The organism is Streptomyces sp. NPDC048275, from assembly GCF_040652275.1.
Lineage (GTDB): Bacteria > Actinomycetota > Actinomycetes > Streptomycetales > Streptomycetaceae > Streptomyces.
The window spans coordinates 1-14,322 of record NZ_JBEZLR010000018.1 but is presented as its reverse complement, the minus strand read 5'-3'; the positions used below and the strand labels follow the sequence as shown (position 1 = coordinate 14,322).

The following is a 14,322-nucleotide window of genomic DNA, read 5'->3' as shown; positions in this document are numbered from 1 at the left end:
GCCCGTGACCGAACGCGGTTGCGAACACCGACCTGACTCCGCAGTAGCCAAGGGTTGACACCCGGAAGCGCTGAGTGCCGCTGTAAGCCTCTTTGAGCCCGGGTCCACATATGGGGAGTCGGGAGAGACCGGTTCAGGGCGGCACATGCGGACTCAGGTACCGGCAAACCCCCATCACTGTCGGCGCTACCGGTAGACTGGGAGCTAATCCCGCCCCGCTTGTGGGGACCGTCGGGAGATGGTGTGCAACGCTGACTAAAGGCTTACCAACGCAACACGCCGCAGCCGCTCCGGCCACCGCCGGGAGTTCGGCTTGTGCTGTGCCAGAAAGGGCGCTTCGTGGCCGATTCCGGCAACCCCAACGAGAACATCCCGTCCACCGACGCCGGCGACAACGTCGCGGCCACGACCTCGAACGGCGAGGTCACAGCCTCGTACGACGCCAGCGCCATCACCGTCCTCGAGGGTCTGGACGCGGTTCGCAAGCGACCCGGTATGTACATCGGCTCGACCGGCGAGCGCGGACTGCACCACCTCGTGTACGAGGTCGTCGACAACTCCGTGGACGAGGCGCTGGCCGGCCACGCGGACACGATCGACATCACGATCCTCGCCGACGGCGGCGTGCGTGTCGTGGACAACGGCCGTGGCATCCCCGTGGGCATCGTCCCCTCCGAAGGGAAGCCGGCCCTCGAGGTCGTGCTGACGGTCCTGCACGCGGGCGGTAAGTTCGGCGGCGGCGGCTACGCGGTCTCCGGTGGTCTGCACGGCGTCGGCGTCTCCGTCGTGAACGCCCTGTCGAGCAAGGTCTCCGTCGAGGTCAAGACCGACGGACGCCGCTGGACGCAGGACTACAAGATGGGCGTTCCGACCGCCCCTCTCGCCGAGCACGAGGCCATCGACGAGACCGGCACCTCGGTCACGTTCTGGGCCGACGGCGACATCTTCGAGACGACCGAGTACTCCTTCGAAACGCTTTCGCGGCGCTTCCAGGAGATGGCGTTCCTCAACAAGGGTTTGACAATCAAACTCACTGATGAGCGCGAGTCGGCGAAGGCCACTGCCGGGGCGGACGAGGCGGGTGCTGACGAGAAGGACGAGGTCAAGACCGTCACGTACCACTACGAGGGCGGCATCGTCGACTTCGTGAAGTACCTCAACTCCCGCAAGGGAGAAGCGGTGCACCCCACCGTCATCGACCTCGAGGCCGAGGACAAGGACAAGAGCCTGTCCCTCGAGGTCGCGATGCAGTGGAACAGCGGCTACAGCGAGGGCGTGTACTCCTTCGCCAACATCATCCACACGCACGAGGGCGGTACGCACGAAGAGGGCTTCCGCGCCGCGCTGACCTCGCTGATCAACAAGTACGCGCGCGACAAGAAGCTGCTGCGCGAGAAGGACGACAACCTCACGGGTGACGACATCCGCGAGGGTCTGACCGCGATCATCTCGGTCAAGCTGAGCGAGCCCCAGTTCGAGGGCCAGACCAAGACCAAGCTGGGTAACACGGAGGCGAAGACCTTCGTCCAGAAGGCGGTCTACGAGCACCTCAACGACTGGCTGGACCGCAACCCGAACGAGGCCGCGGACATCATCCGCAAGTCCATCCAGGCGGCCACCGCGCGCGTGGCGGCCCGCAAGGCCCGTGACCTCACCCGTCGCAAGGGCCTCCTGGAGACGGCGTCCCTGCCGGGCAAGCTGTCCGACTGCCAGTCGAACGATCCCACCAAGTGCGAGATCTTCATCGTCGAGGGTGACTCCGCCGGCGGCTCGGCCAAGTCCGGCCGCAACCCGCAGTACCAGGCGATCCTCCCGATCCGAGGCAAGATCCTCAACGTCGAGAAGGCGCGGATCGACAAGATCCTGCAGAACCAGGAGATCCAGGCACTGATCTCCGCCTTCGGTACCGGAGTCCACGAGGACTTCGACATCGAGAAGCTCCGCTATCACAAGATCATCCTGATGGCGGACGCCGACGTCGACGGCCAGCACATCAACACCCTGCTGCTGACCTTCCTGTTCCGCTTCATGCGGCCGCTGGTCGAGGCCGGACACGTGTTCCTCTCCCGCCCCCCGCTGTACAAGATCAAGTGGGGCCGGGACGACTTCGAGTACGCGTACTCCGACCGCGAGCGCGACGCGCTGATCGAGCTGGGCCGCCAGAACGGCAAGCGCATCAAGGACGACTCGGTCCAGCGCTTCAAGGGTCTCGGTGAGATGAACGCCGAGGAGCTGCGCATCACGACCATGGACCAGGAGCACCGCGTCCTGGGTCAGGTCACGCTCGACGACGCCGCCCAGGCCGACGATCTGTTCTCGGTCCTGATGGGCGAGGACGTCGAGGCCCGCCGTGCGTTCATCCAGCGCAATGCCAAGGACGTCCGCTTCCTCGACATCTGAGTCGGTCTCAGCTGACCGCACCAGGAAGGATCTTCACCAGCAATGGCCGACGAGACACCTCTTTCTCCTGCCGATCCGAGTACGCCTGAAGAAGGCGGCGAGATCACTCTGCGCGTCGAGCCCGTCGGGCTCGAGACGGAGATGCAGCGCTCCTACCTCGACTACGCGATGTCCGTCATCGTGTCGCGCGCGCTGCCCGACGTACGGGACGGTCTCAAGCCCGTCCACCGCCGCGTGCTGTACGCCATGTACGACGGCGGCTACCGGCCCGAGAAGGGCTTCTACAAGTGCGCCCGCGTCGTCGGTGACGTCATGGGTACCTACCACCCGCACGGCGACTCCTCGATCTACGACGCCCTGGTCCGCCTGGCCCAGCCGTGGTCGATGCGGATGCCCCTGGTGGACTCCAACGGCAACTTCGGCTCCCCGGGCAACGACCCGGCGGCCGCCATGCGCTACACCGAGTGCAAGATGGCGCCGCTGTCCATGGAGATGGTCCGTGACATCGACGAGGAGACCGTCGACTTCACGGACAACTACGACGGCCGTAACCAGGAGCCGACGGTCCTGCCGGCGCGCTTCCCGAACCTGCTGATCAACGGCTCGGCGGGCATCGCGGTCGGCATGGCCACCAACATCCCGTCGCACAACCTCCGCGAGGTCGCGGCCGGCGCCCAGTGGTACCTCGAGAACCCCGAGGCCACCCATGAGGAGCTGCTCGACGCCCTCATGGAGCGCATCAAGGGCCCCGATTTCCCGACCGGCGCCCTGGTGGTAGGCCGCAAGGGCATCGAGGAGGCCTACCGCACGGGCCGTGGCTCCATCACGATGCGCGCGGTCGTCGAGGTCGAGGAGATCCAGAACCGCCAGTGCCTGGTGGTCACCGAACTCCCCTACCAGGTCAACCCCGACAACCTCGCGCAGAAGATCGCCGACCTGGTGAAGGACGGCAAGATCGGCGGCATCGCGGATGTCCGCGACGAGACCTCGTCGCGCACGGGCCAGCGGCTCGTGATCGTGCTCAAGAGGGACGCGGTCGCCAAGGTCGTCCTGAACAACCTCTACAAGCACACCGACCTGCAGTCGAACTTCGGTGCGAACATGCTGGCGCTGGTGGACGGCGTACCGCGCACGCTGTCGCTCGACGCGTTCATCCGCCACTGGGTGACGCACCAGATCGAGGTCATCGTCCGCCGTACGAAGTTCCGGCTGCGCAAGGCCGAGGAGCGCGCGCACATCCTGCGCGGCCTCCTGAAGGCCCTGGACGCCATCGACGAGGTCATCGCGCTGATCCGGCGCAGCGACACCGTCGAGATCGCCCGTACGGGCCTGATGGGCCTCCTGGAGATCGACGAGATCCAGGCCAACGCCATCCTCGAGATGCAGCTGCGCCGCCTGGCCGCCCTGGAGCGCCAGAAGATCATCCAGGAGCACGACGAGCTCCAGGCGAAGATCACCGAGTACAACGCGATCCTCGCCTCGCCCGTGCGCCAGCGCGGCATCATCAGCGAGGAACTCGCGGCGATCGTCGAGAAGTTCGGCGAGGATCGTCGCTCCAAGCTGGTGCCCTTCGACGGTGACATGTCCATCGAGGACCTGATCGCCGAAGAGGACATCGTCGTCACCATCACGCGCGGTGGCTACATCAAGCGGACCAAGACCGAGGACTACCGCTCGCAGAAGCGGGGCGGCAAGGGCGTACGCGGCGCGAAGCTGAAGCAGGACGACATCGTCGACCACTTCTTCGTGTCGACGACACACCACTGGCTGCTGTTCTTCACCAACAAGGGCCGCGTCTACCGCGCGAAGGCGTACGAACTTCCGGACGCCGGCCGTGATGCACGCGGCCAGCACGTGGCGAACCTGCTGGCCTTCCAGCCGGACGAGGCGATCGCCGAGATTCTCGCGATCCGTGACTACGACGCGGCGCCTTATCTGGTGCTGGCCACCAAGGGGGGCCTCGTCAAGAAGACGCCCCTCAAGGATTACGATTCGCCTCGCTCGGGCGGCGTCATCGCCATCAACCTTCGTGAAACGGAGGACGGTTCCGACGACGAACTGATCGGAGCCGAACTCGTCTCGGCCGAGGATGATCTGCTTCTGATCAGCAAGAAGGCGCAATCGATCAGGTTCACCGCGACGGACGACGCGCTGCGCCCCATGGGCCGCGCCACCTCGGGCGTCAAGGGCATGAGCTTCCGTGAGGGCGACCAACTGCTCTCGATGAATGTTGTTCGACCCGGTACGTTCGTGTTCACTGCCACAGACGGTGGGTACGCGAAGCGGACCAACGTCGACGAGTATCGCGTCCAGGGTCGCGGTGGCCTCGGCATCAAGGCCGCCAAGATCGTCGAGGATCGTGGTTCTCTCGTCGGTGCGCTGGTGGTCGAGGAGACCGACGAGATCCTCGCCATCACGCTGTCCGGCGGTGTGATTCGTACGCGAGTCAACGAGGTCAGGGAGACGGGCCGTGACACCATGGGCGTCCAACTGATCAACCTGGGCAAGCGCGATGCCGTGGTCGGCATCGCTCGTAACGCCGAGGCCGGTCGCGAGGCGGAGGAAGTCGACGGCGATGATGCCGAGGACGAGACCGTTGAAGGCGGCGAGGCCGCCGGTACGGACGAGGGCGAGCAGTCCTCGACCGAGTAGCGCGAGGAGTGAGTCATCGTGAGCGGAGCCACGGGCGCCGGATCGGTCGGTACGGAAACGGACGACGGCGGTCGTGGCTCCGCCACGGAGACGACCGATTCGCATGACACTCATGGATCCCAGGGGGGAACTGTGACGGACACCCGAGGCCCGCAGGCCCAGCAGCACGCGGCCGGAGCGGGCCCGGAGACTCCGGGCGCACCGGCCGCGGCCGGTCCTGCCGCGGCCAGTACCGCAACGACTACCGCGGCCGCTCCGGCAGCCGGCTCCCCGCTGCCGGGGGAGCGGCAGCCGCAGCCTGCACAGCCGTACCACCCGCCGCAGGCGTACCCGGCTCAGGCGCCGGCGGGCGCCGTGCGTCTGCCGCGGACCGGCGCCCGCACCACGCCTCGCACCCGTAAGGCGCGGCTGCGGGTGGCCAAGGCCGACCCGTGGTCGGTGATGAAGGTCAGCTTCCTGCTGTCCATCGCGCTCGGCATCTGCACGATCGTGGCGGCGGCGGTGCTGTGGATGGTTCTGGACGCGATGAGCGTCTTCTCGACGGTCGGCGGAACGATCTCCGAGGCGACGGGCTCGAACGAGTCGAACGGCTTCGACCTGCAGGCGTTCCTCTCCCTGCCGCATGTCCTGATGTTCACGTCGATCATCGCGGTCATCGACGTCGTCCTCGCCACGGCACTCGCGACGCTCGGCGCGTTCATCTACAACCTCTCCGCGGGCTTTGTCGGCGGCGTTGAGCTGACCCTCGCCGAGGACGAGTGACAGCGACTGCTCAGCCCTTCCCGGGGTCCTGGGATACCGATTTTGGGACTGGCCGCGTCGTGCGCTAATCTTCAGAGGTCAGCGCGCGGGACACACACCGCAAAGCGCGGCGGGGCTATAGCTCAGTTGGTTAGAGCGCATCCCTGATAAGGATGAGGCCACAGGTTCAAATCCTGTTAGCCCCACCAGCACAAAGACCCCCAGGCAATTACGTCTGGGGGTCTTTGGCATCTACGGCTGACATCAGCCGATGAGCGGATCTTCCAGCAGCTCGGCAAGCAGCGCGACGGCATCGCGTTCGTCGGAGCCGACCACGTGCGTGTGGTCGTCCATGGGCATGCTGATCCGGCTGTGGCCGCAGGATCGCCTGAGCGACCTTGGGATGCACCGTCAGGGACGCGAGCAGGGTCCTGCAGGGTGCCGGGCGAGCCGGACCGTGATCCTGCGGACGCCGGCCCGTTTCCCCAGGGCGTTGAAGGTACGGGAGGAGCCCACCGGATCGGGGGCACGAGCGGAGAACTCCGGCTGTGGTGGGTGGAGCGAGTCGACCAAGTGCCGACGGGGCGAAGCACCAAGGTCCGAATCAATCAGCAGCGTCGCGATCGCCTCCGGGCCCCTTCGGGTCATCGGGTGCGCTGTGCAACCTTCCCCCCAGCTCAGGAGTCTCCACGCCGTACGTCTTGCCCGCACAGCGTCAGAAGAGTCTCGTCGCTGCCCGGACCGGTGGTGTCATGTCCGCCGTCGTCCTCGGTAGCCTGCTGGTCGCCGCCCCGCAGGCGGCGGCTGCCGACGTCACCTGCTCGACCAACGTCTACAAGAGGACGTTCTACAAGAACACGTCGTTCTCCGGCTCTCCGGTGAGGACCGACTGCGACAGCACCATCAGCCAGAGCTGGTCCGGCAGCCCGGTCTCCGGCGTGCCGTCGAACAACTTCGGTGTCCGCTGGTCGGTGACCCGCGACTTCGGCTCCGGCGGCCCCTTCACGTTCACTGCCTCCGCCACCGACGGCGTCCGCGTCTACCTGGACGGCGTCCGCAAGATCGACCTGTGGAAGAGCACCGGTGACACCGCCCGCTCCAAGAGCGTCAACCTCACCGTCCCCTCCGGCAAGCACACCCTCCGCGTCGACTACGTGAACTGGACCGGCGCCGCGAAGGTCAAGTACACGTACACACCGCGGACGTCGGCGACGTACGACAAGACGAAGCCACTCGCCCCCACCGGCGTGAAGACCGCCTACAACACCACGACCCGCAAGACGACCGTCTCCTGGTCCGCCAACAAGGAGATGGATCTGGCGAGTTACTCCTTTTACCGGCGGCCCGTCGGCTCCAGCACCTGGACGAAGGTCACCGTGACCACCGCCCGCAGCCACACCGACCCTCTCGTGAACCCCGACGACCGCACGCCCTACTACTACGAGGTACGCGCCAAGGACAAGGCGGGCAACACCTCGTCGGGCAGCACGGACACCATCGTCCGTCCCCTGCCCGTCGTCACCTCCCTGACCGGCACCTACGACAAGGCGACCGGCAAGGTCACCCTGAAGTGGCCCCTCAACACCGAACCGCACTTCGACCACTACACGGTCCTGAGCAACGACAAGGTGGACGGCTACTACGTCTGGGTCCCGCTCGGCACCACCAAGGGCAACACCTGGACCACCGGCCCTGTCACGGCCGACGGTGAGTGGCGCCACTACCGCGTCCTCGTCACCAACGACGGCGGCACCACCACCTACAACCCGGGTGGGCTCGACGGCAGCGCCACCAATGAGCTCTGGCTCGGCATCCCTGACGGCATCGCCCCCTACTACGCCCCCGACCTGACCCTGGGCTCCTGCGCGAGCGGCATCCGGGCGACCGCCACCGACAACACGCCGGCCCCGATCCGCGACTTCACCGGCTTCGAGATCGAGCGCCGCGAGGCGGGGACGGGCACCTGGTCGGTCGTCCTGCACCAGGGCTACGACCCGCGCCTCGCCTCCGCCACGGCCACGGTCTGCGACCCGCTGCCCGCCGAGGGGCACACCTATGAGTACCGGGCCCGTACCTATGACGAGGCCGGGAACTACTCGCCGTACAGCGAGATCCGTGCCATGGCCGTGCCGGTCGGCTGACGGTCACGGGGAACACGCGACAGCGGGCCTCTCTTGCTGATCCGGGAACGCGTGCGAGTGTTCGCCGCTGACATGGCGAAGGCCCGGCAGCTCTTTCGAGGTGCCGGGCCTTGGAGTCTGCGTGTGGCGGTGTACGCAAGTTCGCCGCTGGGTCAGGGGGGTGTCGCGCCGGTCAGCGCTGGAGGGGAGCGGCGACGTGCCGGAGAGGTGTGTCGGGCTCGGGGAGGGCCGCGGGATCGGCCGGGGTCTCGGGGGCGCAGCGGGCCGCGGGCTCGGCCGGGTCGACATCGGTCGGCGGGCGGTGGCGGCAGCTCGGCGAGGAACCGTGGGCCTCGGCGCGGATGCGCTGCTTCATCGTGGGGGGCAGGTTCCTGCTGTGGGGACCGGTCCAGGGGGACGTCGTCGGCACCGTTACGGAGGTCGCGCTGTTGCGCGTCGTTCCGGCCTGCGGTACGGCTGCGGCCGCGGTGGTCGTGATGAATCCGAGCGCCGTGCACAGCGCGAGGAAGGCGGTGACGATGGCGGTCCACAGCTTCATGACCTTGTTCTGGGTCATGGCCCCTCACTTTCGGGTCAGGCGATTTGCGTACTTTCCTCATGATGTGTATGTGGGCCGCGAAGTGGTGGACCGACGCCCGTGGCGCGTCGATGTTCCGATGAACAACACCCGGATGGGCGCAAAAGGCCAGGAAAGTGCAGAAAAAGTACGAGAGGGCGATGAACGTCACCGTGTGTGAGGTGCGATCACCCTGTGATCGGGGCGGTCGCGCCCGGTCCTATTGCCATCCGGGGGGCGGGAGTTGGGGGTCGACGCAGGTCACTGATCGATATCGGTCGGTGTGTATAGTCGGGCGCCAGAGGTCCCCTACGTCAAGGAAAGACGAGGTCGCGCGGTGAAGAAGCTTCTCCTGGTCGCACTGGCCGCCATCGGCGGGCTCCTCGTGTACCGCCAGATCCAGGCGGATCGCGCCGAGCAGGATCTGTGGACGGAGGCGACTGACTCCGTGCCCACGGGTTCGTGAGTATCGACACCAGTCTCAGATCAGACCCCGGCCGCCCTCGCGGTCGGGGTTTTGTGTTGCTCGGAACCGCCCCGGGTTCACCTCGGCAAATGGGATGATTGCGTTAGCAAATTCATCGACCCTGTAGACGGGTGCTTTCAGCCGCTTGTACGGATAGCACGGTGGCCCCGGGACCGGCGGGGCAGGATGGGCCACGGTCCGGGGCTACGACGAGGGGTGGCGCGTGATGGGGCGGCGCACGATGAGGCGGCGCGCGGCCGGGCGGCGCAGGGCTGCGGCGTGGTACGGCAAGGCGCTGGCGGCTGTCGTAGCGGCCCTCTGCGCGACGGTCGCGGCGCCGGGGCCGGCCTCCGCGACGGTTACGGCAGCCGAGTCCGGTACGCCGAAGCCGTACGCCTTCGCCGAGGACGCCACGACGGTCGAAGGCGCCACGGACACCACGAACGCCGTACGGCTCGAGCCCGGCAGGACGTACAAGAGCTCCATCGCCAAGGACGGCAAGCTTTACTACCGCCTCGAGCTCGACGCCACGACCAACGCATACGTCTCTGCCACCGTCGTCCCCAGGCCGGGCACGACGGTCTCCTACGCGGACGGCGTCAAGATCTCCGTGCAGGACGGCGACAGCCGCCGCTGCTCCTCCTCCGCGACCGCCCACTTCGGCGCCACCCAGAGCCCGCACCCCATCGCAGCCTGGGCATCGCGCGAGATAGGGGCCGACAAGTTCGCCTGTCAGGCGGCCGGGACGTACTACGTGGTCGTCGAGCGCAGCGACGCGTCCGGCTCCTCGCTCTCCTCGTCCTCCTCCCCCGACGACTGGGATCTGGAGCTGAGTCAGGTGTCGGAACCCCGCCTGGAGAAGGCGGGTTCGACGACCGCTCCGGAGATCTGGAACTCCGCCTCACCCGAAGCGCTCCAGGGGGACGCGGAGGAACGCAAGGGCGGCACGGGGTTCGCCACGGCCGGAGACCTGAGGCAGGGAGTCTGGAAGAACGGGATCAGCCCAGGACAGACGCTCTTCTACAAAGTGCCGGTCGACTGGGGACAACAGTTCTACGCCACTGCGGAACTGGGCAGTTCGGGCGGTGGCGGTGACGGCTTCGTGGCCACGGCGCTGGTCATGTCCCTCTACAACCCCGTGCGCGGATTCGTCGACGATGTCGGCTCCGGATACGACGGAAGCCAGCGGTCGGCCGCGCTGGATCCGCTGCCGCCCGCCGAGTACCGCAACCGGTACGCCTTCACCGACCGGATCAGCACCATGAGGTTCGCGGGTTCGTACTACCTCGTGGTGCATCTCGCCGGGCAGGTCGCCGACAAGTTCGGCGACGGGCCCTTCGGGCTGACGCTACGTGTACGGGTGGAGGGCGGCGCGCATGCAGGCCCGGCGTACGTGGGGTCGGCCGAGCCCCGGGACGTGTTCGACGCCGCGGCCGGCGGCGACTTCGAGGAGGCGTCCGGCGGGGCGGTGGGGGGCGGTGGCACGGTGAGTACCGGGGGCGGAGGGAGCGGCGGCGGCTCCACCATGAAGCTGGTCGCGGCGAGCGGTATCGGCACAGGGACCGTCCTGCTGCTGACGCTCGGGGTGTGGACGGTGGTCGCGCGGCGGCGGGCGGTGGTGGTGGTGTCGGGGGGAGCGGATACGACGGCCACGGCCACGACTGTGGCTCCCGCTCCGTGGGATCACGAGGCGCCGCGGGGCTAGGACCTGTCCGGTCGATCACGGTGGAGGAAAGCCGCGGCACCTCGTCGACCCCGCGTCTCCGCCGTGATGGACCGGACAGGTCCTGGTAGGCGCCGGTTCCAGCGGGTGACAGGGGCACGCGGTGTGGCCGGGAGCGCGTGCGCGTCCGCCGGTCCAGGGTGACGAGCTCGGGTCTGGGTCGCGGATCTGAGGCGCGGGTCTGAGGCTGGGATCTGGCGCTGGGAACTGGGTCTCAGAGCTGGGCCAGCGCCCAGAAGCCCACCGCGAAACACGCCAGCGCCAGCAGCAGGACCGGGATGGCAACCTTCGCGGGCGGTCCCGGGCGGGGCCGCCCGCGCCTGGCACGGTGCCCTGGAATTGGCCCTGTCTGATGCGGAACCTGCGGGGATCGAGCGGTGTATGAATCAGTAGAGGCGTACGCGTGCTGGGGCATCGGGGCGGTCGGAGTGGTGGGCTGAAAGGGGGAGGGCACATGCGCGGGGGTGTGGTCGAAAGGCGGAGCGTAGACGGGAGTTGGAGCCGACAGCGCGACCGAGGTGGGGGGAGTGGGCGTCTGCTCGGGCCCGTGTTGCGGCCGGTGAGGGGTGGAGAGCTGCTGAGTCTCGTGCCATGCCTGCTGTGGCTGGGACAGAGGCTGTGGCTGGGATTGCGGCTGCGACCGCGCTTGGGGAGTGGTCGTCTGGGGCGGCGGCAAGTGGAAGCTGCCGGTGTCCGACATCGTGGATGGCTGCGGGGGCAAGTCGTCGGGGGCGAGGTGTGGTGGTACGCCACCGGGGGCGAGCTCATTCTGTGCGTCGCCTGGGGCACGCTCGGGTCGTGTACCTCTGGAGACGGACTCCGGCCATACGCCCCCGGAGAGGGACCCTTGAGACGGAGCCTCCGATCCGTGACGCCATGGCCCCGAGCCGTGGAGCCGTGGTCCGGAGCTGGAGCCGATCTCAGTCCCAGAGTTATCCGGCCCAGTTCCAGAGTCAGGCCTGGGCCTCAGTGCGGATGCAGGCGCAGGTGCAGGCCCGGAGTCAGGACCAGTGTCGATGCCGAGCCCTGGCTCAGGACCAGAGGCAGGACCAGTGCCGGGACCGGATCCGGACCACGAAGGTGTGTGCTCGGCGTCGAGTCGCTGCGCTGCGCCGCCCAAGTGTGGCCGCGTCTGCCCACCCACGCCCGGACCGCTGTCCGAGCCGCCGCTCACACCCTCACCCGACCCCCCGCCGAAGGTTCTACCCCTCTCTACGCCTGAGGTGTTACCCACCCCTCCGCCCGAGGTGTGGCCTGTGCCCGCCCCCGAGGTGCCGGTCCTGACGCCCGAGGTACCACCTCCGCCTACGCCCAAGGTGCCGCCCGCGCCCGACAGGTCACCCGGAGCCGCGCTCACGCCTGGCGCTGTCCTGAGCGGGCCTTCGGGGCCGAACCCCGGGGGAAGTGGGCCGAGTTGGTCGAAGACCTCGACCAGTTCGTCGTCGGGGCCGGGCTCGGGCAGTAGCTCGGCGGCCGAGGCCAGCGCCTTGCGCGCCCCCGTCGCGGTGCGGAATCGCGCATGAGGGTCTGGCTGTACCAGCGTGGCCACGACCTGCCACAGCGGCTCGGGTATGCCCTGCGGGGCGGCCGGTGTGCCGTGCGCCGCGAAGTACTCGATCAGCGCCTTGGCGTCGGGCTTGGCCCCTTCAAGGAGATACAGGGCAACCAGACCCACGGCGAAGAGATCGGCGGGGAAGTCCGGCTCGGCGCCCATCATCTGCTCGGGCGCGAAGTAACCGGGCGTTCCCACCACGTAGTTGGTCTCGGTCAGCCGCGGCTCACCGAGCCGCATGGCGATGCCGAAGTCGGACAGCCGTAGCCGTGGCCGGGCCGTTCCGGTCGCCTCGAGCAGTACGTTGGCGGGCTTGATGTCGCGGTGCACGACCCCCTCCGCGTGCACCGCGGCAACCCCCGCTAGTAGCTGGTCGAGCAGGGTGCAGACGAAGGGAGGAGGCAGCGGTCCATAGTCGTTGACCAGGTGGACCAGTGACCCTCCGGCGACCAGGTCCATGGTGAACAGGACCTTGTCGTCGTCGGCGGCCCAGCTGGCGGGCGCGAGCACATGGGGGTGATCGATCCGCAGTGCCTGCTCCCGCACGAAGCGCAGCAGCGCGTGCGCGTCGCTCTGCTGGAGCACCTTGGCGGCCACATACCGGCGCCGCCGGTGGTCCCACGCGCGCCAGACCGCACCGACTCCCCCGCGGCCGATCGGGTCGGCAAGTTCGTACCGTCCGGCGAAGACCTCACCCATGGTCGTACGTCGCTCCCTTTCGGCGGTCGGTCCGGCGGCCGCTGCGAGGTGCCCGGACGTCCGGGCACCTGCGAGGGTCCGGTCGGCCTGGCCCTCCATCGGTGCCGGACTGCCCGGACGCCATGAGATGCCCGGCAGCCTGACGTGCGGCGCTGGACGACGGTCCTGGGCCTCAGATGGGGCCGGGCCGTCGGGTCAGTTCTGGTGCGACTGGTAGTGCGCGACTGCGTCGGAGGTGCGGCCGGCGCCGTACACCCGGAGGAACTCTGCCAGTTCCGGGTGGGTCGGGGCGAGGGTGTTGGCCGCCTCGATGATGTCCCCCGCGGCTGCCACGGAGCGCAGCAGCGACTGAATCTCGCGGACCACCCGCTTGACCGTGGGTGCACCCGAACTGCTCGTCGACTGCGTGGTGTTGCTGAGAACCGAGCCCCCCTGCGACTTCTTGATCTCGTCCATGCGCTCGGTGGCCTCGGCGGCGCTGATGCTGCCGTCCGCGACCTGCCCCGCCAGGTCCTGCAGCAACTGCACGCGCTGGACGACCGCAGGGTTGCCGATCTTGGCGCGTTGGCCGCTCATCAGCTGCGACAGCATGGGCGCGGAGAGGCCCAGTACCCCGGCAAGACGCGCCTGGTTGAGGCCCAGATCGTCGATGAGCCTGCGGAAGAGCGCCCCCAACGGCTCCCCGTACCAGTTCCGCTGCAGCTCCTGGGCTCTTGCGGTTGCTTCTTGCTGTGCGGCGTCCATTTGCGTCTCCCCATCGCTTCCCCAAATACCGCGGTTCGCTGTAGCGAACCACGTCGAGCATCTTACGGAGAGTGGTCGTTCACGGGGACCCCCAATCTTTTTGCGAGATCCCGGGGGTGACCCGGTACTCTGGTCTGCGGCGCCCACCGGTATCCGTTTCTTCCGGCCGGACGCTCCTCTTTCGGGGCCTTAGCTCAGTTGGTAGAGCGCTGTCTTTGCATGGCAGATGTCAGGGGTTCGACTCCCCTAGGCTCCACTCAGTAAAACCCTCTGACCTGCGGAAACGCAGGCGGAGGGTCTTTTTTTTGTGCTGGCTCCCGTGCAGGGGGAGGTCTGCTCGCGTCAGTAAGACGCTGTCGCGGGAAGCGTCAGGCGGTCACGCTGATCCGGCTCGACCACCCCGCGCTGCTCGCCGCCGCCCGCTGCGCGTGCCCAGGGCGTTCGGGACCGTGCGCAGACAGCGGCGCCTGCCGATCCTGGCCGACGACAACCCGTTCCCACGTCCCGGATCATCGCTCTCCTGGGTTCCGCCGGTTTCGTCGGTTCCACGTGAAACACCGCCGTGGGGCGGGAGACCCTCGGTCGGCGGGCAGGTCCAGCTCCGGGCAGTCCTTCCACAGCCGCTCCAGGGCGTAGAAGACGCGCTCC

9 protein-coding genes, 2 tRNA genes and 1 pseudogene are annotated in these 14,322 nt (G+C 67.9%); 8 read left to right on the top strand and 4 right to left on the bottom strand.

What is annotated here, in order from left to right:
- Positions 1-315: 315 nt before the first annotated feature.
- From gyrB to AB0D57_RS13725, 5 genes are all read left to right on the top strand, one after another.
- On the top strand, positions 316-2,400 hold the full coding sequence (gene gyrB / locus AB0D57_RS13745; protein ID WP_362071268.1) for a DNA topoisomerase (ATP-hydrolyzing) subunit B: 2,085 nt from the start codon (positions 316-318) through the stop codon (positions 2,398-2,400).
- A gap of 42 nt (positions 2,401-2,442) precedes the next feature.
- Complete coding sequence (gene gyrA / locus AB0D57_RS13740) at positions 2,443-5,052, top strand: DNA gyrase subunit A (RefSeq protein WP_362071266.1); 2,610 nt, start codon at positions 2,443-2,445, stop codon at positions 5,050-5,052.
- Positions 5,053-5,070: 18 nt separating this feature from the next.
- Positions 5,071-5,814 carry a DUF3566 domain-containing protein gene (locus AB0D57_RS13735; RefSeq protein WP_362071264.1) on the top strand — a complete coding sequence of 248 codons (744 nt, stop codon included), beginning with the start codon at positions 5,071-5,073 and terminating at the stop codon, positions 5,812-5,814.
- A gap of 111 nt (positions 5,815-5,925) precedes the next feature.
- Positions 5,926-6,002, top strand: a tRNA-Ile gene (locus AB0D57_RS13730).
- A gap of 543 nt (positions 6,003-6,545) precedes the next feature.
- A complete protein-coding gene (locus AB0D57_RS13725) occupies positions 6,546-7,934 on the top strand; it encodes a PA14 domain-containing protein (RefSeq protein ID WP_362071262.1) in 1,389 nt (462 codons plus the stop codon).
- Positions 7,935-8,106: 172 nt separating this feature from the next.
- Here the strand turns inward: AB0D57_RS13725 and AB0D57_RS13720 are convergent, their stop codons facing one another.
- Positions 8,107-8,490, bottom strand: coding sequence for a DUF6344 domain-containing protein (locus tag AB0D57_RS13720; RefSeq protein ID WP_362071260.1), 384 nt, complete (start codon positions 8,488-8,490; stop codon positions 8,107-8,109).
- A 337-nt stretch (positions 8,491-8,827) separates the two neighbouring features.
- On the opposite strand from AB0D57_RS13720, the gene AB0D57_RS13715 reads away from it, so the two are divergent.
- Positions 8,828-8,956 carry a DLW-39 family protein gene (locus tag AB0D57_RS13715; RefSeq protein WP_003999697.1) on the top strand — a complete coding sequence of 43 codons (129 nt, stop codon included), beginning with the start codon at positions 8,828-8,830 and terminating at the stop codon, positions 8,954-8,956.
- Between the two features lie 241 nt (positions 8,957-9,197).
- Entirely contained in the window at positions 9,198-10,661 is a 1,464-nt protein-coding gene (locus AB0D57_RS13710) for a hypothetical protein (protein WP_362071258.1), read from the top strand.
- A 232-nt stretch (positions 10,662-10,893) separates the two neighbouring features.
- Here AB0D57_RS13710 and AB0D57_RS13705 read toward each other — a convergent pair whose 3' ends face one another.
- On the bottom strand, positions 10,894-12,930 hold the full coding sequence (locus tag AB0D57_RS13705) for a protein kinase (RefSeq protein WP_362071256.1): 2,037 nt from the start codon (positions 12,928-12,930) through the stop codon (positions 10,894-10,896).
- 195 nt (positions 12,931-13,125) lie between these two features.
- Complete coding sequence (locus AB0D57_RS13700) at positions 13,126-13,674, bottom strand: DNA-binding protein (RefSeq protein WP_362071254.1); 549 nt, start codon at positions 13,672-13,674, stop codon at positions 13,126-13,128.
- A gap of 183 nt (positions 13,675-13,857) precedes the next feature.
- Between AB0D57_RS13700 and AB0D57_RS13695 the strand changes: the two genes are divergently transcribed.
- Positions 13,858-13,930, top strand: a tRNA-Ala gene (locus AB0D57_RS13695).
- A gap of 325 nt (positions 13,931-14,255) precedes the next feature.
- Here AB0D57_RS13695 and AB0D57_RS13690 read toward each other — a convergent pair.
- A pseudogene (locus tag AB0D57_RS13690) lies at positions 14,256-14,322 on the bottom strand (ribosome silencing factor); the annotation flags it as partial.

Bases quoted from the DNA above. Each gene is read 5' to 3' on its own strand.
- AB0D57_RS13720 (WP_362071260.1), bottom strand. From the start codon at position 8,490: ATGACCCAGAACAAGGTCATGAAGCTGTGGACCGCCATCGTCACCGCC.
- AB0D57_RS13705 (WP_362071256.1), bottom strand. From the start codon at position 12,930: ATGGGTGAGGTCTTCGCCGGACGGTACGAACTTGCCGACCCGATCGGC.
- AB0D57_RS13725 (WP_362071262.1), top strand. From the start codon at position 6,546: ATGTCCGCCGTCGTCCTCGGTAGCCTGCTGGTCGCCGCCCCGCAGGCG.
- AB0D57_RS13710 (WP_362071258.1), top strand. From the start codon at position 9,198: ATGAGGCGGCGCGCGGCCGGGCGGCGCAGGGCTGCGGCGTGGTACGGC.
- AB0D57_RS13700 (WP_362071254.1), bottom strand. From the start codon at position 13,674: ATGGACGCCGCACAGCAAGAAGCAACCGCAAGAGCCCAGGAGCTGCAG.
- gyrA (WP_362071266.1), top strand. From the start codon at position 2,443: ATGGCCGACGAGACACCTCTTTCTCCTGCCGATCCGAGTACGCCTGAA.